This is a genomic window from Streptomyces albidicamelliae, from assembly GCF_025642175.1.
In the GTDB taxonomy this organism is placed as follows: domain Bacteria; phylum Actinomycetota; class Actinomycetes; order Streptomycetales; family Streptomycetaceae; genus Streptomyces; species Streptomyces albidocamelliae.
In genome coordinates, this window is sequence record NZ_CP106795.1 from 1,210,332 (window position 1) to 1,234,501 (window position 24,170).

The 24,170-nt window shown below is 73.8% G+C and carries 17 protein-coding genes and 3 pseudogenes; 11 read left to right on the forward strand and 9 right to left on the reverse strand.

The genetic code is table 11. From position 1 onward, the window contains the following. Window positions 1–319: 319 nt before the first annotated feature. A complete protein-coding gene (locus N8I86_RS05755; protein WP_263277280.1) occupies window positions 320–1,705 on the forward strand; it encodes an MFS transporter in 1,386 nt (461 codons plus the stop codon). A gap of 61 nt (window positions 1,706–1,766) precedes the next feature. Here the strand turns inward: N8I86_RS05755 and N8I86_RS05760 are convergent, their stop codons facing one another. The 4 genes and pseudogenes from N8I86_RS05760 to lnt form a co-directional block, all read right to left on the reverse strand. Next, complete coding sequence (locus N8I86_RS05760; protein ID WP_263277281.1) at window positions 1,767–3,686, reverse strand: helix-turn-helix domain-containing protein; 1,920 nt, start codon at window positions 3,684–3,686, stop codon at window positions 1,767–1,769. Window positions 3,687–3,762: 76 nt separating this feature from the next. Continuing rightward, complete coding sequence (locus N8I86_RS05765) at window positions 3,763–4,584, reverse strand: 3-hydroxybutyrate dehydrogenase (RefSeq protein WP_263277282.1); 822 nt, start codon at window positions 4,582–4,584, stop codon at window positions 3,763–3,765. A 54-nt stretch (window positions 4,585–4,638) separates the two neighbouring features. Further along, window positions 4,639–5,118: an NUDIX hydrolase gene (locus tag N8I86_RS05770; RefSeq protein WP_073894752.1), complete on the reverse strand. Its 480-nt coding sequence runs from the start codon at window positions 5,116–5,118 to the stop codon at window positions 4,639–4,641. A gap of 52 nt (window positions 5,119–5,170) precedes the next feature. Then, window positions 5,171–6,780 (reverse strand): annotated as a pseudogene (gene lnt / locus N8I86_RS05775) (apolipoprotein N-acyltransferase). A 453-nt stretch (window positions 6,781–7,233) separates the two neighbouring features. On the opposite strand from lnt, the pseudogene N8I86_RS05780 reads away from it, so the two are divergent. Then, window positions 7,234–8,203, forward strand: a pseudogene (locus tag N8I86_RS05780) (O-antigen ligase family protein). Window positions 8,204–8,243: 40 nt separating this feature from the next. Here the strand turns inward: N8I86_RS05780 and N8I86_RS05785 are convergent. Continuing rightward, window positions 8,244–8,789: a hypothetical protein gene (locus N8I86_RS05785; protein WP_073894756.1), complete on the reverse strand. Its 546-nt coding sequence runs from the start codon at window positions 8,787–8,789 to the stop codon at window positions 8,244–8,246. A gap of 130 nt (window positions 8,790–8,919) precedes the next feature. Then, window positions 8,920–9,714, reverse strand: a complete 795-nt coding sequence (locus tag N8I86_RS05790; RefSeq protein ID WP_073894757.1) for a glutamate racemase — start codon at window positions 9,712–9,714, stop codon at window positions 8,920–8,922. Between the two features lie 69 nt (window positions 9,715–9,783). On the opposite strand from N8I86_RS05790, the gene N8I86_RS05795 reads away from it, so the two are divergent. Next, window positions 9,784–10,947 (forward strand): glycosyltransferase, encoded by a 1,164-nt coding sequence (locus N8I86_RS05795; RefSeq protein WP_073894759.1) that lies wholly within the window; start codon window positions 9,784–9,786, stop codon window positions 10,945–10,947. A gap of 6 nt (window positions 10,948–10,953) precedes the next feature. Here N8I86_RS05795 and N8I86_RS05800 read toward each other — a convergent pair whose 3' ends face one another. Then, window positions 10,954–12,243 carry a TerD family protein gene (locus N8I86_RS05800; protein WP_263280070.1) on the reverse strand — a complete coding sequence of 430 codons (1,290 nt, stop codon included), beginning with the start codon at window positions 12,241–12,243 and terminating at the stop codon, window positions 10,954–10,956. Between the two features lie 297 nt (window positions 12,244–12,540). Here N8I86_RS05800 and N8I86_RS05805 point away from each other — a divergent pair, with 297 nt between their 5' ends. The 4 genes from N8I86_RS05805 (at window position 12,541) to N8I86_RS05820 (ending at window position 17,322) form a co-directional block, all read left to right on the forward strand. Beyond that, window positions 12,541–12,978: a DUF6643 family protein gene (locus N8I86_RS05805; protein WP_073894762.1), complete on the forward strand. Its 438-nt coding sequence runs from the start codon at window positions 12,541–12,543 to the stop codon at window positions 12,976–12,978. A 42-nt stretch (window positions 12,979–13,020) separates the two neighbouring features. After that, window positions 13,021–13,845 (forward strand): MOSC domain-containing protein, encoded by an 825-nt coding sequence (locus N8I86_RS05810; protein WP_263277283.1) that lies wholly within the window; start codon window positions 13,021–13,023, stop codon window positions 13,843–13,845. Window positions 13,846–14,054: 209 nt separating this feature from the next. Continuing rightward, a complete protein-coding gene (locus N8I86_RS05815) occupies window positions 14,055–14,660 on the forward strand; it encodes an Rv1733c family protein (protein ID WP_073894765.1) in 606 nt (201 codons plus the stop codon). 226 nt (window positions 14,661–14,886) lie between these two features. Beyond that, on the forward strand, window positions 14,887–17,322 hold the full coding sequence (locus N8I86_RS05820; RefSeq protein WP_263280071.1) for a right-handed parallel beta-helix repeat-containing protein: 2,436 nt from the start codon (window positions 14,887–14,889) through the stop codon (window positions 17,320–17,322). On the opposite strand, the gene N8I86_RS05825 is transcribed toward N8I86_RS05820, so the two are convergent. Continuing rightward, entirely contained in the window at window positions 17,292–19,856 is a 2,565-nt protein-coding gene (locus tag N8I86_RS05825) for a hypothetical protein (protein WP_404830787.1), read from the reverse strand. The genes N8I86_RS05820 and N8I86_RS05825 overlap by 31 nt on opposite strands. Before the next feature lie 290 nt (window positions 19,857–20,146). Here N8I86_RS05825 and N8I86_RS05830 point away from each other — a divergent pair, with 290 nt between their 5' ends. Both N8I86_RS05830 and N8I86_RS05835 read left to right on the forward strand, forming a co-directional pair. Further along, complete coding sequence (locus tag N8I86_RS05830) at window positions 20,147–20,995, forward strand: DeoR/GlpR family DNA-binding transcription regulator (protein WP_073894769.1); 849 nt, start codon at window positions 20,147–20,149, stop codon at window positions 20,993–20,995. 68 nt (window positions 20,996–21,063) lie between these two features. Beyond that, window positions 21,064–21,525, forward strand: coding sequence for an SRPBCC family protein (locus N8I86_RS05835; RefSeq protein ID WP_073894771.1), 462 nt, complete (start codon window positions 21,064–21,066; stop codon window positions 21,523–21,525). A 59-nt stretch (window positions 21,526–21,584) separates the two neighbouring features. Here N8I86_RS05835 and N8I86_RS05840 read toward each other — a convergent pair whose 3' ends face one another. Next, window positions 21,585–22,709 (reverse strand): L-cysteine desulfhydrase Cds1, encoded by a 1,125-nt coding sequence (locus N8I86_RS05840; RefSeq protein ID WP_263277284.1) that lies wholly within the window; start codon window positions 22,707–22,709, stop codon window positions 21,585–21,587. Window positions 22,710–23,013: 304 nt separating this feature from the next. On the opposite strand from N8I86_RS05840, the gene N8I86_RS05845 reads away from it, so the two are divergent. Together N8I86_RS05845 and N8I86_RS05850 are read left to right on the forward strand one after the other, a co-directional pair. Continuing rightward, a complete protein-coding gene (locus N8I86_RS05845; RefSeq protein ID WP_123438764.1) occupies window positions 23,014–23,337 on the forward strand; it encodes a hypothetical protein in 324 nt (107 codons plus the stop codon). A 243-nt stretch (window positions 23,338–23,580) separates the two neighbouring features. After that, window positions 23,581–24,042: pseudogene (locus N8I86_RS05850) on the forward strand (ATP-binding protein); the annotation flags it as partial. Window positions 24,043–24,170: the final 128 nt, after the last annotated feature.

Sequence of the window (24,170 nt, forward strand, 5' to 3'; positions counted from 1 at the left end):
CCGCCTCGCCGAGACCGGCCCGACAATCAGAGCCACCTAAGCCACCCGGCGACATCACGAGTTCAACCTCAGTAGTCAGCCCCAAGCCAGCACGGGAGTCAGCACCGCTCCGTCAAATCACCCCGTACTACGCGTCCCGGACTACGCTCGTTGCGACCGCCTTCGAGCCCATGAACCGCCCTTCCGCGAGCCGACATGGTGGCCGCACGCATAGCCGACCACCAAACTATGTTGCCCCGCCACATGTGCGTCTGACCTGCACGTTTCTACCGTGTGCCGACACGTACCCGTCCCCACCGCACACGAGGAAGTGGCGCACATGGCATCCGGAACCACCGCTCCCCCACCCCCCGCCAGCCTCCCCCGTATCGTCGCCGCCAGCCTCATCGGCACCACCATCGAGTGGTACGACTTCTTCCTCTACGGCTCCGCGGCCGCGCTCGTGTTCAACAAGCTGTTCTTCCCGGACTCGGACCCGCTCGTCGGAACCCTGCTCTCGTTCCTGACGTACGCCGTCGGATTCGCGGCTCGCCCGCTGGGGGCGCTCGTGTTCGGCCACTACGGCGACCGGCTGGGACGCAAGAAACTCCTGGTGCTCAGCCTGCTGATGATGGGCGGAGCGACCTTCGCCATCGGCCTGCTCCCCACGCACGCGACCGTCGGGGCGGCCGCACCCGTGCTGCTCACCACACTTCGGCTGATCCAGGGGTTCGCGCTCGGCGGTGAGTGGGGCGGCGCCGTCCTGCTGGTGTCGGAGCACGGGGACGCGCGACGGCGCGGCTTCTGGGCCTCGTGGCCGCAGACCGGCGCTCCGGCGGGCCAGTTGCTCGCCACCGGAGTGCTCTCGCTGCTGACCGCCCTGCTCTCCGACGAAGCCTTCGGAACCTGGGGCTGGCGCATACCGTTCCTGCTCTCCGGCGTCCTGGTGATGGTCGGCCTGTGGATTCGTCTCTCTGTCGATGAATCGCCGGTCTTCAAGGAGGCGTTGGAGCGCGCCGAGTCCCGGCGGGCCGCCGAACCGGAGAAGCTGCCGCTCGTCTCCGTGCTGCGCGACCACTGGCGGGACGTGCTCGTGGCGATGGGCGCCCGCATGGCGGAGAACATCAGCTACTACGTCATCACGGCCTTCATCCTCGTCTACGCCACCACCTCGGCCGGCGTCTCCAAGCAGACCGCGCTGAACGCCGTGCTCATCGGCTCCGCCGTGCACTTCGCCGTCATCCCGGCCTGGGGCGCGCTGTCCGACCGGGTCGGGCGCCGGCCGGTGTACCTGCTCGGCGCGGCCGGTGTCGGTCTGTGGATGTTCCCGTTCTTCTCGCTCGTGGACACCGGCTCGTTCGGCTACCTCGTCCTGGCCGTGACCGTCGGGCTGGTGCTGCACGGCGCCATGTACGCGCCCCAGGCGGCCTACTTCGCCGAGATGTTCGCCACCAGGATGCGCTACTCGGGGGCCTCCATCGGCGCCCAGTTCGCCTCCGTCGCGGCCGGTGCGCCCGCCCCGCTGATCGCCACCGCGCTGCTGGAGAGCTACGGCACCTCCACTCCGATCTCCCTGTACGTGATCGCCGCCGTGGTGCTGACCCTGATCGCGGTGGGCGTCTCGCGGGAGACGCGGCACCGGGACCTGGCGGAGATCACGCCGGGCGGGGACGCGGCAGCGGACACGGCTCCCGCCGCCGAGGCACAAAAGGCACGGACGGTCTGAGCGGCGCGGCCCCCGCGGGCCGCGTCCGCCCCGGCCCCCGTACGGCACGCCCGTACGGGGGTCACCGTCTGTCCGGCGCCGCCAGCCGGTGCAGCCGCAACGCGAGTTGGATCTCCAGGGCCCGGGCCGGGGTCTGCCAGTCCTCGCCGAGCAGCCGGCCCACCCGCTCCAGCCGCTGCGCGACCGTGTTCACATGGACGTGCAGCGCGTCCTTCGTCCGGGCCGGACTCATCCCGCAGGAGAAGTACGCGTCCATGGTGCGCAGCAGATCGGTGCCCCGCCGCTCGTCGTACGACGCGACCGGACCGATGGTGCGGCCGACGAAACCGGCGACGTCCCGCTCGCCCGCGAGGAGCAGGCCGAGGAATCCGAAGTCCTCCGCCGCGGCTCCGTCCCCGGCCCGGCCCAGCAGGTGCAGCGCGTCGAGGCAGCGGCGGCCCTCGGCGTAGGCCGCGGCCACCGTCTCCGGGTGCGCGGTGAGGCCGGTGACGGGGGCGGAGGCGCCGACCGTGACCGGCTGGTGCACCGCCGTGCCCAGGTGGCGGGCGGTGCGGCCGGCCAGTTCCGTGGCGGTGTCGCCGGCGCCGAGGGGCAGCAGCAGGACGGTGCCGCCGTCGCGCGCGGCGGCCAGGCCGTGCCGGGTGGCGGCGAGGTGGGACGCGGCGGACCACAGCCGCCGGCGGGCCGCGGCCTCCTCGTCGGCGTCGGCCGCCGGGCCGTCCAGGCGCGCTGCCAGCACGACATGGGTGGCGTCCAGGTCGGCCTGGAGCCGGGCGGCGCGCTCCCGCAGCAGCCGGGGGTCCCGGTCCCGGGCGTCCAGGAGGTCGTCCAGCAGCTCGCCCCGCACCCGGTGTTCGGCCTCGGCGGCGGAACGGCGGGCCAGCAGGAGCAGCGAGGTGACCATGGCCGCCCGTTCCAGCGTGCGCTGGTCGACCGGGTCGAGCGCCCGCTGCCCGCGCAGTACGAGCGCGCCGAGCAGTTCACCGCCGGCGGCCACCGCCGCGATCCACTCACCGCCGTGCCGTACCGCGTGTCCCTCGGCGCGGGACGCCTCCAGGGCTTCGGCCGGAGCCGCGCCGGCCTCGGTGAACAGCACCGTGCCGTCGAGGACCTCGGAGACGGCGGCCGCCACGTCGTGCACCCCGCCGCCGCGCAGGACGAGTTCGGCGAGCCGGTCGTGGACGTCGGAGGCCCGCTCGATGACCGCGCTGCCGTCCCGGATGATCTGGTTGGCGCGCTCCAGCTCGGCGAGCGCCGCCCGGGTCTCGGTGAGCAGGTTGGCGGTGTCGATGGCGGCCGCGGCGAGCGCGGCGAAGGACCCGAGCACCGCGATCTGCTCACGCTCGAAGACGCGGGCCCTGCGGTCGGCGGCGAAGAGGACGCCGATCACGTGCGGGCCGAGCATCAGGGGGACCCCGAGGATGGCGACCAGGCCCTCGTCGCTGACGCCCGAGTCGATGGTGCGGGTGTGCTGGAAGCGGGCGTCCGCGAAGTAGTCGTCGGTGACGTAGGGCCGGGTGGTCTGCGCCACCAGCCCGCCGAGCCCCTCGCCCATGCCGAGGCGCAGTTGCTGGAAGCGGGCGGAGACGGACCCCTCCGTCACCCGCATGTAGGTGTCGCCGCGCGCCGGGTCGTGCAGCGTGAGGTAGGCGACGTCCGTGCCGAGCAGGGACCGGGCGCGCTGCACGATCGCCTGCAGCACCGCGTCCAGGTCCCGCAGGCCCGCGAGGTCGTGGGCGGTCTCGAAGAGCGCCGACAGCTCCGCCTCACGGCGCCGGCGGCCCTCCAACTCCGCCCGGACGCGCAGGGCGAGCCGCTTCGCCTGCTCCAGCTCGGCGATGCGGTCGGCGGACCGGCCCTCGGCGCGGGCCGCCAGCACCGGCCGCTCATAGGCCTCCACGGAGGCGTCGCGGGTCAGCAGCTCGAGGTACTCGGCCTCGGCGCTGCCGTTGGGTGCCGGCTGAACGTGATCGCGGGACATGGTCAAAGGATTACGCATCGGCCGCCCGGCCGGCCGGGCCTGTGGAAAACTCCCGGTCCCGGCGCGGACGTGCCGGTCAGTGGGCCGTCCATCCGCCGTCGAGCACCAGGGAGGTGCCGGTGACGAAGGACGCCTGCGGGCTGCACAGATAGGCCACGGCCTCCGCGACCTCCTCGGGTTCGATGAGCCGCCGCACCGCGCTGTCCTTCAGCAGGACCTCGGACAGCACCCGCTCCTCGGGGATCCCGTGCGCCTGCGCCTGGTCGGCGATCTGCTTCTCGACCAGGGGGGTGCGTACATAGGCGGGGTTCACACAGTTCGAGGTCACCCCGTGGGGGGCGCCTTCGAGGGCCGCGGTCTTGGACAGTCCTTCCAGCCCGTGTTTGGCGGCCACATAGGCGGACTTGAAGGCGGAGGCCCGCAGACCGTGGACGGAGGACACGTTGACGATCCGGCCCCACCCCTGCGCGTACATGTGCGGGAGGGCGCCGCGGATCAGGCGGAACGGTGCCTCCAGCATCACGGTCAGCACGGTGTGGAAGACCTCCGGCGGGAACTCCTCCAGTGGCCGTACGAGTTGCAGACCGGCGTTGTTGACCAGCACGTCGGCACCGGCGGCGACCCGCTCGGCGGCGTCGAGGTCGGTGAGGTCCACGGCGCGCGGGAGGACGGTGCCCGCGAGGTCACCGGCCTTCTCCGCCTGCTGCGCGAGTTCGGCGAGACCCGCCTCGTCCCGGTCCACGGCCCGCACCTCGGCCCCCGCGGCGGCGAGACGCAGCGCGCAGGCGCGGCCGATCCCGCCGGCGGCACCCGTGACGAGCGCGGTGCGGCCACCGAGGTCGAGACCGAGGGGCTGGACGTGGGGGCCCGGGCCGGGCAGGGGGGTGGGCGAGGTCATGAGCCGACCCTAAGCGGAGCCCACACCTCACCACATGTGGTGACCACCCATACTTCAGCCGGCAGTCATAGGGTCGAACCATGTGGGTGCCTCGGACATGGCCTGCTTGATCCGGAAGAGACCGAACTCGTTCAGATCCGGCAGGGCGTCCACGGTGAACCAGCCCACCTCGAGCGACTCGTCGTCGTTGACCCGGGCCTCGCCGCCCACCGCGCGGCAGCGGATGGTGATGTCCATGTACTGGCAGACGTCCCCGTTGGGGTAGGTCACCGGCTCCAGCGCCTGGACGAGGACGACGCGCTCGGCGACGCAGCGCACCGCGGTCTCCTCGTAGACCTCACGCACGGCGCAGGCGGCCGGCTGCTCCCCCGGCTCCGGAATGCCTCCGACGACCGCCCACTTGCGGGTGTCGGACCGCCGGCCGAGGAGCACTCTGCCCTCGTCGTCGAAGACGATCGCGGTGATCCCGGGCAGCCAGAGCGGCTGGTGGGCGATGGAGGCCCGCAGGGTGCGGATGAAGTCGGGAGTAGCCATGTCCCGACCCTAACGGGCGGGTCCACGGCTCCTCCGCAGGTTCGGGTCGGCGCTACACGCCGGCGGAGCGCCGGGCGCGCAGGCCCGAGCCGACGGCCCAGCCGATCCCGCCCACCGCGACCAGCACCAGGGCCATCTCCGGCAGGATGCCCAGCTTCGTCGCCGGTGTCTCGGAGGTGCGCAGCGGCACCTGCTGGACGAGGTAGGCGGGCACGAACATGCCGGTCCTCTGGGTGATCCGCCCGTCCGGCATGATGAACGCGCTGACCCCGCTGGTCACCGGCACGGTGACGGTGCGGCTGTGCTCGACGGCGCGGATCCGCGACATGGCGAGCTGCTGGTAGGTCATCTCGCTGCGGTCGAAGGTCGCGTTGTTGCTGGGCACGGAGATCATCTGCGCGCCGTGGGTGACCGTGTCGCGCACCGCCCAGTCGAAGGCGGCCTCGTAGCAGGTGGCGAGGCCGACCTTGACGCCGTCGAAGTCGAACACGCCCGGCCTCGCGCCCCGGCTGAAGTCCTGGCGGACCATGCCGGTCCAGTCCTCGTTGATCGCGCCGACGAGCCCGCGCAGCGGAAGGTACTCGCCGAACGGCTGGATCTGCCGCTTGTCGTAGGTCTGCGTCGGGCCCTTGACCGGGTCCCACAGCACCTGCTCGTTGAGCAGCCTGCCGTCCCGCTCGACGACCGCGCCGACCGAGACGGGCACGCCGACCGCCTTGGCGGCGCCGTCGATGACGTCGGCCGCGTCGGGGTTGGTGAAGGGGTCGATGTCGGAGGAGTTCTCCGGCCACAGCACGTAGTCCGGCTTCTTGACCTTGCCGGCCTTGATGTCGGCCGCGAGCTTCAGGGTCTCGCGCACGTGGTGGTCGAGAACGGCCCGGCGCTGCGCGCTGAACTCCAGGCCCGCGCGCGGCACGTTGCCCTGGATGACCGCCACGGTCGCCGTACCGGCCTCGGCCCTGTCGCTGACCAGCGCGCGGGCCGCGACCGCGCCCACCACCGGCACGGTCACGCTCAGCAGCGCGGCGGCCGCGGCGCCGCGCCGCACGGCCCGGGTGCGGCGTCCTCGACGAACAGCCGCCCCGCCTCGCAGAGGCCGAAGCCGCACAGCACCACCGCGAAGCCGAGCACCGGGGTGCCGCCCACCGCGGCGAGCGGCAGGAAGACACCGTCCGCCTGACCGAACGCGATCTTGCCCCAGGGGAAGCCCCGGAAGGGCACGCGCGCGCGTACCGCCTCGCCCGCGATCCAGAGGGCGGCGGCCCACACCGGCCAGGCCGGCAGCCGCGAGACGGCGGCGACGCCCACGCCGACCAGCGCGACGAACACCGCCTCGATGGCGACCAGCGCGATCCAGGGACCCGGGCCGACCTCCACGCCGGTCCACACCAGCAGCGGCAGCAGGAAGCCGAGCCCGAAGAGGTAGCCGAGCCCGAGGGCCGCCTTCCAGCTGCGCCCGCGCAGAACCCAGCCGAGACCGGCGAAGGCGGGCAGGGCCAGCCACCAGAGGACGCGCGGCGGGAAGCTGACGTAGAGCAGCACCCCGCAGAGCGCGGAGACGACGGCCGGAACCAGGCGCAGGAGCCGGCCGCGGAGCGCGGCGGGCGCGTGGGACGGCCGGAGCTGTTCCGGCTGGTCGACGGAAGTTGCGGTGACGGTCACCCGGGTGAGTGTACGGCGGTCGGCCCGGCCGTCGACAGCGCGGCCGGGCTCCGGAGCCGGCCCCGAGCGACCGCGATCCCTGCTGGTGGAGGCCTGTTCCCGGGCCCCGTGACGGGCTTCGCGCGCACGGCGCGGCCCCGGTCGGCACCGCGCTCGCGGCCGTCCCGGGACGTGCGCGCTCCTCCTGGCTGCCGGCCGGGACCACCGGTGGCGGCACCTCCGTCGGACCCGGGGGAAACCCCGACGATCCTCCGCACCTCGTCCACAAACGGGTCAACAGCCGTTACGGTGTGCCCAGCCTCGGCGGTGCGGCCGGACCCGGCGCGCGGCCTTGGCCTGCCACAGGTCGGGGGACCGTGTGTACGAGGGGCGACGGTGGGGGCGACGGAGATGAGGTCCGCGGCCGGTACGGACGCGGCGAACGCGAGACGAAACGTTTCTGACGGCGTGGGCATGATCCTGCTCGGGGCCTGCGCCGGCTGGTCGCTGATCATGGCGGCCGCGCGGGGCGGCCGGCCCGAGGGTGTGCTCCTCGCCGTACTCGCCGTGGCCGCCGGCTACGCGGCGGGCCGTGTCTCGGGAGCACTGCTGCCCGTGGCCGCTCCGGGCGCCGGCGCGGCGGCCGGACTCGCGCTCGCCGTCGCCCTCCCCGCCCTCTCCCCGGCCCCCGGTACGCCGCGCCGCTCGGACAGGCCGGGGCAACCGCCGCCCTGCTGGTGCTGGCCACCGGAGCCGCGTGCGCTGCCGCCTGGGCGACGTCCGTACCGGCGCTGCGTCTGGTGCTGCGGGTGCTGGCCGTCGTGATCGTGCTGACCGGCGCGGCCCTGGGGTCGGTGGCGGGGTGCTGTGCCGGCGCGGCCGTGCTGCTCTGCTCGCTCGCCGCGGGCCGGGTGCGCGGCCGGGGGCGTGCCTGGTGGCGCTGGCCGTGGCGGCGGCCCTGACGGCGGGAACCGTCTGGGCGGTCGCCGCCGGCCGGCTGCCCGGTGGCGTCTCCGCGCTGGTCACGGACCACCTCGCCGCGCACCGCGGCCGGCTGTGGCAGGACGCCGTACGGCTGGCCGGGCGCGACCACGGGCTGGGCGTGGGCCCGGGCCGGTTCGGCGAGGTGAGCGGCACGGCCGCGCACACCCCGCTGTCCGACGGGAAGCCGCACTCGGCCCTGTTGCAACAGGCGGCGGAGCAGGGCTTCGTCGGGGTCCTGCTGCTGGTGGCCCCGTTCCTCTGGGTGCTCCACGCGCTGTGGCGCAGCCCGCGCTCCACCCCGGTCGCGCTCACCGCCGGCGCGGCCCTGACGGCTCTGGCCGGCCTGGCCTCGACCGGCAACGCGCTGAGTTTCACCACGGTGACCGTGGGGGCGGGGCTGCTGGCCGGATGGGCGACGGCCCGGCCGTGGACCGGTGAGAGCGTGGAGGCCCCGCTCTGACGACGCGGGCGGGGCCGCCGGCCTCACCGAGGAGGTGACCTCAGCGGGCCGGGCCGGGCGTGATGGTCCGCAGCCGTTCCCTGATGACGCGTACCGCCGACTCCGCGTTGTCCACGGTGATCGTGAAGGTGTGGCCGTCCCACAGGCTCAGCACGATCCCCTCGCCGCAGCGTACGACGACGGCGGTGCCCTTCTCGGGACGCCAGCGGTAACCCCAGCCGCCCCACTGCCGCGGGGTGACGTAGGCGGCGAACTCGGCCCCCGCCACGTGCGACAGCGGGATGCGGCGGCGTGGCACACCGATGTGGCCGCAGCGCACTTCGAGGGACTCCTTGTCGAGTCTGAGATCGACGTGCACGAAGGCGAGCGTGCCGAACAGGACCAGCAGGCCGGCCGCGATGCAGCCCACGACGGACATCACCAGCGGCGCGATGCCCGAGGTCCAGGCCGACTCGACGGCCAGCTCGATGCCGAGTGCCATGCAGGCCGCGCCGACCAGCGCGAGCAGCCACTGGACCCGGTTGGTCGCACGACCGGTCCAGACGTCCGGATGCGGGGTGTCGCCGGCGTGGGGGTGGTCCCTCATGTTTATGAGGTTACTCAGGTTTCGCTGCGCCGGTAGCCGCTCGCGGAGGGTGACTGCTCCGTGCGGCCCAGCCGGATGCGCTCCGCCGGGCCACCTGGGGACGGACGGGTGGACAGGGCCGGCGGAGCCGTCAACCGCGGTCGGCGACCCGGACCGCGGAGGGCAGCAGCCGGCCCTCGGCGTAGTGCAGCGCGGGCTCGGGGAGCACGCCCTCACGGCCGCTCAGCAACACGGTCAGCGTGCCGTCCGCCGGGGCGTCCGGGGCCGGCTGCTCGCCCAGGCGGCGCAGGGCCTGGGCGGCGACCGCGCCCGCCGAGCCGTGCAGGACGAGCGGGGCGGCGCCGGGCCGCTGCACGGCGGTGCGGATACGTTCCGCCACCAGCTCGTAGTGGGTGCAGCCGAGGACGACGGTCGTCACGTCGTCCGGGGTCAGCTCCGCCGCCGCGGCGACGGCCGCGTCGATGGCCGCCTCGTCCGCGTGCTCGACGGCCTCCGCGAGCCCCCAGCAGGGCACTTCGGTCACCCGCACCCCGTCGGCGAAGTTCTCGATCAGGTTGCGCTGGTAGGCGCTGCCGGTGGTGGCCGGGGTCGCCCAGATGGCGAAGGGGCCGCCGCCGGCCGCGGCCGGCTTGATCGCGGGGACGGTGCCGATGACCGGGATGCCGGGCTCCAGCCGGGCGCGCAGCGCGGGCAGGGCGTGCACGGTGGCCGTGTTGCAGCCCACGATCAGTGCGGCCGGGCCGAGGGCGGCGGCGGCCTCGGCGACGGCCAGGGCGCGCCGGGTCAGGTCCTCGGGGGTACGCGGTCCCCAGGGCATGCCCTCCGGGTCGAGGGAGAGCACGAGATCGGCGTCGGGTCGCAGTCGCCGTACCGCGGCGGTGGCCGCCAGCAGGCCGATTCCGGAGTCCATGAGCGCGATCTTCACCCGGTCACGATAGACGATGCGCCGCCGCGGGCCGGTCCGGTGGGGCAGACTGCGGCCGTGAGCGCCCTGATGTGGATCACCGCCGTCTCGCTTGCCGCCTGGTGCTGGCTGCTGCTGTGCCAGGGCTTCTTCTGGCGCACCGACGTCCGGCTGCCACCGCGCCGGGAGCCACGGGAGTGGCCGTCCGTGTGCGTGGTCGTACCGGCCCGCGACGAGGCCGCCGTGCTGCCCGCGAGCCTGCCGTCGCTGCTGGCGCAGGACTATCCGGGACGGGCGGAGGTCTTCCTCGTGGACGACGGGAGCACGGACGGCACCGGGGAGCTGGCCCGTGAACTGTCCCGGCGGTCCGGCGGGCTGCCGCTGACGGTGGGCACGCCGGGTGAGCCGCCCGCGGGCTGGACCGGCAAGCTGTGGGCGGTGCGGTACGGCATCGGACTGGCACGCGCGCGTGAGCCCGAGTTCCTGCTGCTGACGGACGCCGACATCGCGCACGCGCCGGACAGTCTGCGCGCACTGGTCGCGGCGGCCCGGACCGGGGACTACGACGTGGTGTCCCAGATGGCGCGGCTGCGGGTGGAGAGCCCGTGGGAACGGCTCGTGGTCCCCGCGTTCGTCTACTTCTTCGCGCAGCTCTACCCCTTCCGCCGGATCGGCCGGAAGGGGTCCCGTACGGCCGCGGCGGCGGGCGGCTGCGTGCTGCTGCGCGCCGGCATGGCGGAGGCGGCGCGCATCCCCGACTCGATCCGGCACGCCGTCATCGACGACGTGGCGCTCGCACGCGCGGTCAAGGGCGCCGGCGGCCGGGTGTGGCTGGGCCTCGCCGACGGGGTGGACAGCGTGCGGCCCTACCCACGGCTGGGCGACCTGTGGCGGATGGTCTCGCGCAGCGCCTACGCGCAGCTGCGGCACCACCCGCTGCTGCTTCTCGGCACGGTCGCCGGGCTGGCGCTGGTGTACCTGGTGCCGCCGGCCGCGGTGGTCGTGGGCGCGGCCGGCGGGGACACGGCTACGGCGGTGCTGGGCGCGTCGGCGTGGGCGGTGATGGCGGGGACGTACCTGCCGATGCTGCGTTACTACCGGCAGCCGCCGTGGCTCGCCCCGCTGCTGCCGTTCACGGCGTTCCTGTACCTGCTGATGACGGTCGACTCCGCCGTGCAGCACTACCGCGGGCGCGGCGCCGCCTGGAAGGGCCGCACCTACGCCCGCCCCGGCGCCGTGCCCGACGAGGGCTGAGGCCGGTTACTTGCGGCCGGGCGTCCAGTTCATGCCCCAGCCGTAGGCGCGGTCCACGGTCCGCTGCGGGCTCACGCCGCGGTCCGGCACCAGGTAGCGCGCCTCGCGCTGGACGACGAGATCGCCGCCGGTGTTCGTGATCAGGGCGAGCGCGCACACCGTGGAGGGGACGGTGCACTCGTCCAGCGAGAAGTCGATGGGCGCGCCGTGCTGCGGCTGGAGGGTGACGGTGGCGTGCAGGTCGGCGAAGGAGCTGGCGCCCTCGTAGATGGTGACGAAGACGAGGATGCGCCGGAAGTCCCGGGTGCGGTCGAGGTTGACGGTGAGGTTCTCGCCGCTCGCCACGGCGCCGGTGCGGTCGTCGCCGTCTAGGTGGATGTACGGCGGGTGCTGCAGCGAGCCGAAGGCGTTGCCGAGGGCCTGTACGACCCCCTTGCGGCCGTCGGTGAGCTCGTAGAGGGCGCACAGGTCGAGGTCGATGTCGCTCTGCCGGGCGCCCCACCGGCCGCCCCAGCTCTGAGTCTGTTTGCGCGTCTGCCAGTTGAGGTTCACCCGCATGTTCCCGGACGTGCCGCCCTGCTTGGCCAGCGAGACGGAGGGGGCCGCCTTGGTGAGGGTGACCTTGGAGAGGCGGACCGGCGGGGACGGTGGAGCGGCCGGCGGGGCGGCGGGCGGTGGGGGTGCGGTCCTGGGGAGCGCGACCGGTGGACCGGCCGGCGGGGGCGGCGCGGCCGGCGGGGTGGTCCGGGCGGTCGCCGCGGGCGGGGCGGTGTGCTGCGGTTCGTCCACGGTGATGCCGAAGTCCGTTGCGAGGCCTTCGAGTCCGCTGCTGTAGCCCTGTCCCACGGCGCGGAACTTCCAGCTTCCCTGGCGGCGGTAGAACTCGCCGAGCACGAAGGCCGTCTCCACGGTCGCGCCGGGGTTGTCGAAGCGGGCGACCACCTGGCCGGTCGCCGCCTCGGTCACCTCGATGTAGAGGCCCGGCACCTGCCCGAACGAGCCGCCGTCCGAGGAGGCGGCGAGGACGATCCGCTCGACGGTGCCCTCCACGCGCGCGAGGTCGGCCGTGAGCGTGTCGGTCACCTGTCCCCCGGCCGTGCGCTTGCCCTCGTGGCGGACCGCGCCGGAGGAGTGGGCGGGCTGGTTGTAGAAGACGAAGTCCCCGTCGGAGCGGACCTTTCCCCCGGCGAGCAGGAGCGCCGACGCGTCGGCGTCGGGCACGCCGGGTCCGGGGCGCCAGCCCAGTTCCACGCGCAGGGCCGTGGTCGGCACCGGCACGTTCGATCCCTTCGGCATGGTCATGTCCCGCCCCCATCGCATATCGGCCGCCGGGCCACCCCGGCGGTCCGGGGCATCCCTACCCGCACAACGTATTCCTCGGCACCCGGAACTCCCACGGCCCGCACAGGAAAGATCGCCGGTCAACCGCCGGTAACCCGGCCGAGACTTGGCCTTTTATACGATCTGAAGGCCGGCCGCCGTCCCTTTTTGCCAAGTTCGCTCGGATTGGGGATCCCGGGTCACTGCCGACACGGAAAACAACCCTCTTATCGGTCTCCCCAACCAGCACATCGTGGGCTTAACTTATGTGCCATGACCTCCCCCCGCTCCACTTATGGTGGCGGCTACTACTCCGCCTCCTTCCCGGACACCCCGATCTACGACTCCCTCGTGGCCGAGCGGGGCACCCCGCAGATCGCCCCGATCCGGGTCCCCGCCGCCTACGACACGGGCAGCAACCTCCCGGCCCTGCCGTCGGCCCTGCCCGCCCTGCCGGCTGCCCCCTCCCCGCAGCCCCAGGCCTACGGCTACCCGCACATGCAGCAGCCCGCCCCCTTCCAGCAGGCGCCCACGGCGTACATCCCGCAGCAGGCGAGCGCGCCGCGGGGCTACCCCGGTCCGCAGGCCCCGCAGCAGCAGCGCCCGATGGCGGCCGGCACGGGGTACGAGGCGATGCGCCCGGCCGCGCCGCGGCCCGCGCCGGCTCCCTACCAGGACCCGTACAACAACCAGCAGTACCGCGGCTACTGACCGGCGCCCCGTGCCGTCGGTGCCACCTGGCACGATGACGGCATGGGAAACGCCGAAGTGCAGTCGATCCACGTCCATCCGGTCAAGGCGTTCCGGGGCCTGTCGCCCCGCGAGGCCGTGGTGGAGCCCTGGGGGTTGGCCGGCGACCGGCGCTGGACACTGATCGACGACGGGGGAAAGGTCGTCACGCAGCGCGAGCAGCCGCGCCTGGCGCTTGCCGCCGCCGAGCCTCTGGCCGGCGGCGGCGTTCGTCTGTCCGCGCCCGGCCGGGCGCCGCTGACCGTCACGGTCCCGGAGCCGGCGGCGACCGTGCCGGTGAACATCTTCGGCACGAAGGTCGAGGCGGTCCCCGCGGCGGCGGCCGCGCACGCCTGGTGCAGCGCCTACCTGGAGGCGGAGGTCCGCCTCGTGCACATGGACGACCCGGCCACCCGCCGCCCGGTCGACGCCCGGTTCGCGCTGCCCGGCGAGACGGTGAGCTTCGCCGACGGTTTTCCCCTGCTGGTCACCACGACGGCCTCCCTGGACGCCCTGAACTCCCTGGTGGCCGAGGGCGACCGCGCCCACGAGGGACCCCTGCCCATGAACCGCTTCCGACCCAACGTCGTCGTGGCCGGAACCGAGCCCTGGGCCGAGGACCACTGGTCGCGGATCTCCATCGGGGAGGTGGTCCTGCGGGCCGCCAGGACCAGCGCGCGCTGCGTGGTGACCACCACCGACCAGGACACCGGCGTCCGCGGCCGGGAACCGCTGCGCACCCTGGCACGTCACCGCAGGATCGACGGCAGGCTGGTCTTCGGCCAGAATCTCGTTCCCCTCTCCACCGGCACGATCAGGATCGGGGACCCGGTCAGGGTCCTGGGGTGACCGACGGCCGCGCCTCCGGACGCCTGCCGATGGGTCCCGCGACCGGGAACCCGGGAACGGCCCCCGGTCGTTGGGAGGGCATGAGAGATTCTTGAGAGACCGCGTTCGTCACGGGTCCCGGCCGGGACCGACCGCTCACCCCCCGGCCCGGACCGGGGGCGACCGCCCGCGCCGGGTGTCCTGACGGCGTGAAAAGGGGGGTTGGGGAGATGCGTGCACTGAGGGGGCTGTGGCGCTGGCGGCGCAATCCGCTGCGCCGTGCGACCGATCTGGCCGAGGCGTGGGTGGCCCTCGTGGCACTCGTGCTGATCGCCGTGGCCGCGCCCGTGCTCGGCTGCCTGGTCGGCGTCGCCGCCCAGGACTCCTTGCAGCGGTCCGTGCGCGAGCAGCGGCACGACCGCCATCTCGTCACGGCCACCGTGATACGCGACCTGGGCGAGGCCCCGCTGGACACCGACCCCGACACCACGACGGCCCACGAGGCGCGCAGCCGCGTCGTCGCCGGCTGGACCGCACCGGACGGCACCCGCAGACGGGGCCCGGTCCTGGTGGACCTCAAGTCCCCGCGTCCCGGAGAGCACTTCCGGCTCTGGACGGACCCGCACGGCCGGATGACGACCCGCCCGATGGACTCCCCGACGGCGGCGACGCACGCGGTGCTCGCCGGAATCGGCGCCGCCCTGGTGACCGCGGCCCTGGTCGAATGCGGCCGGCGCGCGGCCGTCTGGCGCATGGTCCGCCGCCGGTACGCGCACTGGGACCAGGCCTGGGACCGCGCGGGTCCGGACTGGGGCAAGGCGGGCACCGGCAGTTGACGGCCTTCCGGCTCTGGTCAACCCACCGTGCACGCACGCGCTACGGTGGACCGGCCGAAGCGCTTTCGGCGAGGACCCGCGGGTGAGCGAACCCAGGGGCGTGCAGGTATGCGGGAGCACGGACGCGTCCGGGCCGAGGGCCGGGCACGCTCGCGGTCCCGGCACCGGCGGCGACGCCCCACCGGGAGCGAGCCATCAGTACGACAAGTGGGGGCACGGCAACGCCATGGCACAGGGCACGGTCCAGGTGACGCACACCGGTACTTCGCGGTGGCGGCGCCGCACGGGTGAGTACGCATCGCTCGCCGCCGCCCTGGAGGCCGCCGCCGACGGCGACGTCCTCACCATCGCCCCCGGCACCTACCGGGAGAACCTCGTCGTCCAGCGGGCGGTGACGCTCCGTGGCCCCGAGGGGTCCCCGGGTTCCGTGCGGATCGCCCCCGTGGACGGGGTGCCGCTGACCGTGCGGGCCTCCGCGGTGGTTCAGGACCTGCACGTGGAGGGCCAGGACTCGGCCGCGCCCGCGCTGCTGGTCGAGGAGGGCACGCCCGAGCTGACGGACGTGCGGATCGTCACGCGTTCCGCCTCGGGCATCGAGGTGCGCGGCGGCGCCCGTCCGACCGTGCGGCGCTGCACCGTCGACAACCCGGCCGGCATCGGCATCGCCGTACTCGACGGCGGCGGCGGGGTGTTCGAGGAGTGCGAGGTCGTCGCCGCCGGCCAGGCGGGCGTGGCGGTCCGCGGCGGCGCCCACCCGCGTCTGGAGCGCTGCCGGGTGCACCACGCCTCGGGCACCGGGCTGACCGCGACCGGCGAGAACTCCGCCCTGGAGGCCGTCGGTTGCGAGATCTACGAGGTCCGTGGCTCGGGGGTGCAGGTCACCCAGCGGGCCACCGCGCATCTGACCGACTGCGACGTGCACCGCACCACCGCCGACGGGGTCACGCTGGACACGGACGCGGTGCTCACCCTCGCGGACTGCCGCATCCACGACATCCCGGAGAACGCGGTCGACCTCCGCTCCCGTTCGGTGCTCACCCTGACGCGGACGACGGTCCGTCAGTTCGGGCGCAACGGCCTCTCGGTGTGGGACCCGGGCACCCGCGTGGACGCCAACCAGTGCGAGATCTTCGACAGCACCGGCGACTACCCGGCGGTGTGGGTGAGCGACGGCGCCACGGTCGTGCTCGACTCCTGCCGCGTCCACGACGTCCCCGACGCGCTGTTCGTGCTGGACCGGGGGTCCCGCGCGGACGTCGTGGACAGCGATCTGTCGCAGGTGCGCAACACGGCCGTGTCGGTCAGCGACGGAGCGACCGCGCAGCTCGACGACTGCCGGATCAGGGACGCCGCCACCGGCGCATGGTTCCGGGACCACGGCAGCGGCGGCACGCTCAACAACTGCACCGTGGACGGCACGCAGACCGGTGTGATCGTGACCAAGGGCGCCGACCCGACCATCGAGCGCTGCACGGTCGACTCGCCCTCCGAGGCGGGCTTCTACGTGTCGGCGGGCGGCCGTGGCAGTTTCCTGAACTGCCGGGTCAGCGGCAGCGGGGGGTACGGCTTCCATGTGATCGACGGCTGTCGCACGACGCTGCGCAAGTGCCGTACGGAGCGGTGCGCGCGCGGTGGCTACGAGTTCGCCGACGGAGGCTCCGACGGCGGGAGCGGCACGGGACCGGTCGTGGAGGACTGCACCAGCGACGAGAGCGGCAGCCTGCGGCCGCCGGCGGCCCGCGAGACGGCCGTGCAGACGGTGACGGAGTCCCCCGGTCTGCTCGGCTCGATCCCGGGGCAGCGCAGCACCGAACAGGAGCCGGTGGCCGCCGCCGAGCCGGCGCAGCCGGTGCGGACGTCCAAGGACGTGCTCGGGGAACTCGACGCGCTGGTGGGCCTGGAGAGCGTCAAGCGCGAGGTGCGGGCGCTGACCGACATGATCGAGGTGGGCCGCCGCCGCCAGCAGGCCGGGCTGAAGGCGGCCTCGGTCAAACGGCACCTGGTCTTCACCGGCTCCCCCGGCACCGGCAAGACGACGGTCGCCCGGCTCTACGGGGAGATCCTGGCCTCGCTCGGGGTGCTGGAGAAGGGACACCTAGTCGAGGTCTCCCGGGTGGACCTGGTCGGCGAGCACATCGGTTCCACGGCGATCCGCACCCAGGAGGCGTTCGAACGGGCACGCGGCGGTGTGCTGTTCATCGACGAGGCGTACGCCCTCTCGCCGGAGGACGCCGGCCGGGACTTCGGCAAGGAGGCCATCGACACGCTGGTGAAGCTGATGGAGGACCACCGGGACGCGGTGGTGGTGATCGTCGCCGGCTACACCGCGGAGATGGACCGGTTCCTGTCCGTCAACCCGGGCGTGGCGTCCCGCTTCTCGCGCACCATCACCTTCGGCGACTACGGCCCGGACGAGCTGCTGCGCATCGTCGGCCAGCAGGCGGACGAGCACGAGTACCGGCTGACGCCGGCCGCGTCCGAGGCGTTGCTGAAGTACTTCACGGCGATTCCCAAGGGTCCGGCGTTCGGCAACGGCCGTACCGCGCGGCAGACGTTCGAGGCGATGGTGGAGCGGCACGCGAGCCGGGTCGCGCAGGTCTCCGACCCCACCACCGACGACCTGACCCTGCTCTACGCGGAGGACCTGCCCGAGCTGCCCTGAACGTCCTGGCCCGTCGGCGTCCCCGCGCCGCCCGGGTCCGGCGCGGCCGGTTCGGGCCGCTGGCCCGGCAGTCCGGGGCGCAGCCGGGCGAGCAGGCGGGCGCGTTCCCGGGTGAAGACCGGGTCCGCCTGGTAGTCGGAGTGGCCGAGGATCGGCGCCGGCAGCGGGTGGTCGGGGGTCCGGCCGTAGGCGAGGGGGTCCGCGAGGGGTTCGAGGTCCACCTCCGGGGTGCTGTCGTCGGGGACGCGGACGGGTCCGCCGATGGGATCGGTGCGCCGGTGCAGGTTGCGCCAGCAGGCCACGTCACGGTGCAGGGCGGCGAGTGCCGGCGGGCCGAAGTGGGCCGGGAACCAGCGGCCGTACAGGCGCTCCAGTGGGGAGCCGTAGGTGAGCAGGGCGACCCGGCCGCGTGCCGGCGGGGTCAGCTGCCAGGCAGCGGCGGCGGCGAGGACGCTGCCCTGGGAGTGCCCGGAGAGCACCAGGCGGCCTCCCGTGCGCCGGGTCCAGGTCGCCATCCGCCAGGTCAGGTCCGGTACCGCGCGTTCGGCGTAGCAGGGGGGTGCGAAGGGGTGGGCGGCACGCGGCCAGAAGGTGCCGACGTCCCAGAGGATGCCTATGGTGCGCCGGGCGGCGGCGTCCTTGTAGGCGCGTCTGCCCCAGGTGACGAACAGCAGGAAGCCGAGTCCGACCAGCCAGGACCCGAGGGCCTGCGAGGTCTGGGCGACGGCTTGGACGGCGTGGTGGGCGCGGTGGGCCGCGCCGTCGGGCGTCCGGCCGGTGAGCAGGGCGCCGGCCAGGGCCGAGGCGCCCAGCAGCAGGGTGGTGGCGGTGAGCACGGCGAGGACGAGCGGCGCCCGGTCGGTGAGGCCCGCCATGGCCCGGGCGTGTGCGATGGCGCGGGTGCGGGCGGGGTCCTCGGGTTCGCCGGGGTGCTCGTGGCGGACCCGGGCGCGTTCGGCGCGGGCGTGCCGGGCGGTGCTCACGGTCAGCCGGGCGGCCAGGAGCAGCAGGACGGCGAGCAGGGCGGGGATCGCGGACGCCTGCCAGGTGAGCAGCACGGGCGGCCCGGGCAGCAGGGCGCGGGTGCCGTCCAGCCAGTCGGCGACGCGTTGCGCGACCCCGCCGGACATCACACCCCCCAGTGCGCAGGCGAGCAGCGTGACGGCCGGGCCGCCCAGACCACGCATCCCGGCGCGCGGATCGGGACGGCGCCGGTGGAGATACCCGGCGACGGCGGCGAGGGCGACCACGAGCAGTCCCTGGGCCGACATCAGGGCGCCGAAGGCCGGGTCCCCGGGCAGCCGGCCCCCGGACCGCCAGCCGGGTCGGGTCCAGCCGGCGTACAGCAGGGTGAGCAGCAGCAGGCCGAGGGCGCCGAGCGGCAGGCCCCGTACGAGCTGCCGGTCGAGGCGGCGGTCGAGCCGGTTCTCGCTGCGGCCCCGCCCGCAGACCACGCCCACCACGGCTGCCGCCCAGGCCACGATCGCGACGGTGAGCAGCGCTCCCAGGACGCCCAGGACGGCGGGGCCGCCGGGCCGGTGGTCGAAGCGGACGGCGGGTGTGGCCACGGCGGAGGCCACCGTGAGCAGCCCGGCGGCGGTGTGCGCGGCCCGCAGCCGTGCCACGAGCCGTCGGCCGTACCAGAACCCGGGCCGGGCCAGGGCGCTCCCGTCACCGGCGGGGTCGGCGTCGATCGCCTCGCTCGCGCCGCCCCCACGGGTGTCCTCGGGGCTCGGAGCGGGCTCTCCGTCCCGGGCCCCGCCCCCGTCGTCGGTGCCGGGCGGGGTCGGCACGGCGCCGCCGGGACTGGTGTCCCCGGCGGCCGGGAGCGAGGCGGAGGACATCGGCTGGTGGGACTCGTACGCGTTCCAGGTGCGGTGGGAGAGGTACCAGAGCAGGGCGACGAGCGTGGCGGGGATCGTGGCGGCGAGGGCGAGCCGGCGGCCGGGGGCGGTCCACCAGGCGGCGTTCACCGGGCCGGGCGCGAGAAAGCCCAGCCAGGAGTGGCGGCGGGCGCAGGCGCGGACACCGGCGCACTGCCAGGCCACCAGGTCCAGGGCCACCTCGCAGGCGGCGGCCACCAGCAGCACCGTGAGGGTGAGGGCGGCCAGGCGCACGAGGAGGCCGTAGAGCCGGACGACGCGGGGGCGGCCCGGTGCGGCGGGGCGCATCCAGTGGGCGAGGTTCACCACCATGAAGGGCAGCAGCAACAGCCACAGGGCACGGCTGCCGTCGCCGGAGGTGAGGTTGCACCAGACGTACGCCTCCTGGACGGGCCCCTGACCGGGGTGCGTACCGGGCTCGGCGTCCTCGGCGCGCCGGAAGACGGCGGCAGTGTCGTCGCCGGTGATCCGGACCGTGCGCGGATCACCGAGCATCTTCTCCGGGGTCGTGCCGCCGACCCCGTGCACCAGGAGTTCCAGATCGGTCTCCGGGCCGCCCGCCACTGCGGCGGCCGGGTGCCCGGTGATGCCGGGTCCGTCCGGTGTCCCGGTCGCCGGCCGCCCGGTGGTCCGTTCCCGCGCGCGTTCCACTGTTCTCGCACTTCCCCCGACACCTGAAGGCCTGTCCGTGCGCGCTCCACGATCTCGGGTCGCCCGGCGGCACACAGCCGTTGTCACGGAATCTCCCCGATCCGGGTGACGGGCAAGCGGGGCGAGAGACGCCTGATTGGCATGTGCGCGTCGCGTCAGGCGGGTGGCGCAACTGGTGGCGACCCGTGAAAAGATGGGACGCCCGCGCCTCTCAGGCTGCGGGAAGGTCCTGGTCGGAGCTGGTGCCGGGGTCGTGTCGGACGGTTGTCGGCGAAAGGACCGGAGCGTACGTGAGCGAGAATCAGAACCTCCTCGCGGAGCAGCGCCGCGCCCTGATCCTGGACGAGGTCCGGCGCCGGGGCGGTGTGCGGGTGAACGAACTGACCCGCAAGCTCGGCGTGTCGGACATGACCGTGCGCCGTGATCTCGACGCGCTCGCCCGCCAGGGCGTGCTGGAGAAGGTGCACGGTGGCGCGGTGCCGGTGGTCGAGGCCAGCACCCACGAGCCGGGCTTCGAGGCGAAGTCGGGGCTGGAGCTGACCGCCAAGGAGGACATCGCGCGTTCCGCGGCGCGGCTGGTCGCCCCGGGTACGGCGATCGCCCTGTCCGGCGGTACGACCACGTACGCGCTCGCGCAGCACCTGCTGGAGGTGCCCGATCTGACCGTGGTGACGAACTCGGTGCGGGTCGCCGACGTCTTCCACGCGGCGCAGCGGACCTCGGGCCAGCGGCAGGGCGCGGCCACGGTGGTGCTGACCGGTGGTGTGCGCACCCCGTCGGACTCGCTGGTGGGACCGGTCGCCGACCAGGCGATCGCCGCGCTCCACTTCGACGTGCTCTTCCTCGGTGTGCACGGCATATCGGTGGAGGCCGGGCTGTCCACACCGAACCTCGCCGAGGCCGAGACCAACCGGCGGCTGGTGCACTCCGCGCGCCGGGTCGTGGTGGTCGCCGACCACACCAAGTGGGGGACGGTGGGCCTGAGTTCCTTCGCGACGCTGGAGCAGGTGGACACGCTCGTCACCGACGCGGGCCTGCCGGGGGACGCGCGCGCGGAGATCTCCGAGCATCTGCCGCGGCTGATCGTGGCGGGCGAGCAGGACGACGAGGGCAGCTACGAGAGCGACGACGACATCTGACGTCTCGTCAGTTAGCCTGGCCGTCAACGCCGTTGTTCCGTACGGCACTTCACGAGGGGTGGGTCGTCATGGCTCAGCGTCTGCGCCCGGTCGGTCCGGAGTTCGTCGAGACCGCGCCGGTGCGGCTGGTGTTCACCCGTGACATGGCAGCCGCCCCCGGCGCCGTCTTCCAGGCCCTCGCCGAGGACCTGGAGGGCTGGCCCGCATGGTTCTCGGCCGTGTCCTCGGCCCGGCCGACCGAGGGCGGGCGTGAGGTCCGGCTGCGCGGCGGCACCCGCTTCGAGGAGACGATCCTCGCGGCGAAGGCGCCCGAGCTGTACGCCTACCGGGTCGACGTGACCAACACGCCGGGCGCCCGCGCCTGGGTCGAGGAGTGGCGGCTCACCCCGGCGGGCACCGGAACCCGGGTCCGGATGACCTTCGCGCTCGACGGCACGGCAGCATTCCGGCTGGTCTGCCGTCTGATCCGGCCGGGCGTCGGCCGCGCGTTCCGCACCGCGGTGACGGCGCTGGACCGGCGACTGCGGTAGCACCGGATCCTCGGAGCGGATCGGCCTCCGGGCCTCGGGGCGCCCGGCCCCGGACGGCCTCAGTCGGGCCAGACGCCCGTCGCGAGCAGGGTGTCGATGGCCGTGGCGTACGGGGTGATGTCCAGGCCCTGGCCGACGAGCCACGCGTCCGAGTAGTACTTGTCGAGGTACCGGTCGCCCGGATCGCACAGCAGCGTGACCACGCTGCCCCGGCGCCCCTCGGCCACCATCTCCGAGACGATCTTCAGCGCGCTCCACAGCCCGGTGCCGGTCGAGCCGCCCGCCTTCCGGCCGATGGCCCGCTCCAGGGCCCGCACCGCGGCGACGCTCGCCGCGTCGGGGACCTTCATCATCCGGTCGATCGCGCCGGGCACGAAGCTCGGCTCCATGCGCGGTCTTCCGATGCCCTCGATCCGGGAGCCGCAGTCGCAGGTGACGTCCGGATCGCCGGTGGTCCAACCCTCGAAGAAGCAGGAGTTCTCCGGGTCGGCCACACAGATGCGGGTGTCGTGCTGCATGTAGTGCACATAGCGCGCGAGGGTCGCGGACGTGCCGCCGGTGCCCGCGGTCGCGACGATCCACGCCGGCTCCGGGAACCGCTCCAACTCCAGCTGCCGGAAGATCGATTCGGCGATGTTGTTGTTGCCGCGCCAGTCGGTGGCCCGCTCGGCGTAGGTGAACTGGTCCATGTAGTGGCCGCCGGTCTCCACCGCGAGACGGGCGGACTCCTCGTACATCTTCCGCGAGTCGTCGACGAAGTGACATCGACCGCCGTGGAACTCGATGAGACGGCACTTCTCGGCACTCGTCGTGCGCGGCATGACGGCGATGAAGGGCACGCCGATCAGCTTCGCGAAGTAGGCCTCGGAGACGGCGGTGGAGCCGCTGGACGCCTCGATCACCGGCCGGTCCGGACGGATCCAGCCATTGCACAGGCCGTAGAGGAACAGCGAGCGGGCGAGCCGGTGCTTGAGGCTGCCGGTGGGGTGGGTCGACTCGTCCTTGAGGTACAGGTCGATGCCCCACCGCTCCGGCAGCGGGAAGCGCAGGAGGTGGGTGTCCGCCGACCGGTTGGCGTCCGCCTGCACCTTGCGGACGGCTTCTTTCAGCCACACACGGTAGGCGGCGTCACTGCGGTCGACGTCGAGGGTGGCGCCGGTCCGGGCCTGGGGGATGGTGCTCACGACGGTGCTCCTTACGCTGGGCGCCGACGGCGCTTCACGCGCCCGACCCTTCGAGCATAGGCATCATTCATACCGCTTCCCACCTGCATAAACGCATCTTTGAGCCACCCAAAGACGCCCTGAGGCACAGAAGTACGAGGATTCCGGGGGCGCATTGGCGCGAGTGCTCCGGCGGGTCGTCGCACGGGCCCCGTGCGTACTGGTGCTCCACGCCGCATCGGGGCAGACTGCACGCGTCGGGACGATCGCCCCGAACAGGGGCGCCCACGGAACCACGAAGACACGCGCAAGGGGGCTGCGAGGGATGGCGGAGCCGGAATTCACGGCCACGGGCGTGCGGATCGGCAAACGGCTGCGTTCGCTCACCCGGGCCGGACAGGTCCGGATCAACGACGGCAGGCTGGAGCTGCTCACCAGCTACGGCAGCGAGATAGACAGCGCGCCCGTGCAGGCGGTGCGTGCGTCCAAGCCGTGGTTCGCGCCGGACGACCGGGCACTGGCCGACCTCAACGGCAATCGGTACCTGCTGACGCTGGGCGAGCACGATCCGGCGCCGGGTCAGGCGGGTCCGCCGGCCGCGCGGCGGTTCATCGAGGCGGTGCGCAGGGCGGCCGGCCGCGGCGGCTGAGAGACGGGGACGGGTACGCGGAGCAGCGGTCGGTCGCGGCGAGTTGCGGGAGTTCCCGCGCTGCGTCACGCTGGTCCCACGTCACTCTGGGTTTACCGGCGATAACGCTGCGAACCAGCCCGCCGGCCACGACAGCAGGCGGACGTTTGGACGCAAGCACCCTGCTGGATCCGTTGTTCTCCGTGTTCTTCCGGTCCTCCGGAATTCGGTTCCTTCCGGACCTCACATCGGGGAGTCGCAGCCGTGATCAGTCATCCAAGCAGGCACTGCACGGTGGAGCTCCAAGCCCTGCCGTCGCGGATCGGCCAGGTCCGCAGAATCGTATCTGCGCAGTTGCGCTACTGGCATATGGACCCGTTGATAGACCGGGCCGCGCTCGGTGTGACCGAGCTGTTGAGCAATGTCCACCGGCACGCCAGGCCCGACAAGTCATGCACCGTCGAGCTGGAGCTGCTGCCGGACCGGCTCACGGTCTCGGTGCGCGACCACGATCCGCGTCTTCCCGTGCTGGCCGACGCCGAGGACGCGCCGGACGCGACCCCGTTGGCCACCTGCGGGCGAGGTCTGGCGATGGTCGCCGCGGTGAGCGCGAGCTGGGGGGCGCGGCCGGACGGCGACGACGGCAAGATCGTGTGGTTCACGCTGCCCGCCCCGGCCGCGGTGCGCGCCCACGCGGCGCGTGCGCCGCACCGTGCGACGGAGCGGCAGCCCGCGGCGGCCCGGCCGGAGACGCGGCCGGCTCCGGCGACCGAGCCCGCACGGACCGGCGCCCCGGTCGTCATCGGTACGACGGTGCCCCTCGGCGGGGCGACCCCGACTCCGGTGGGGGCCGG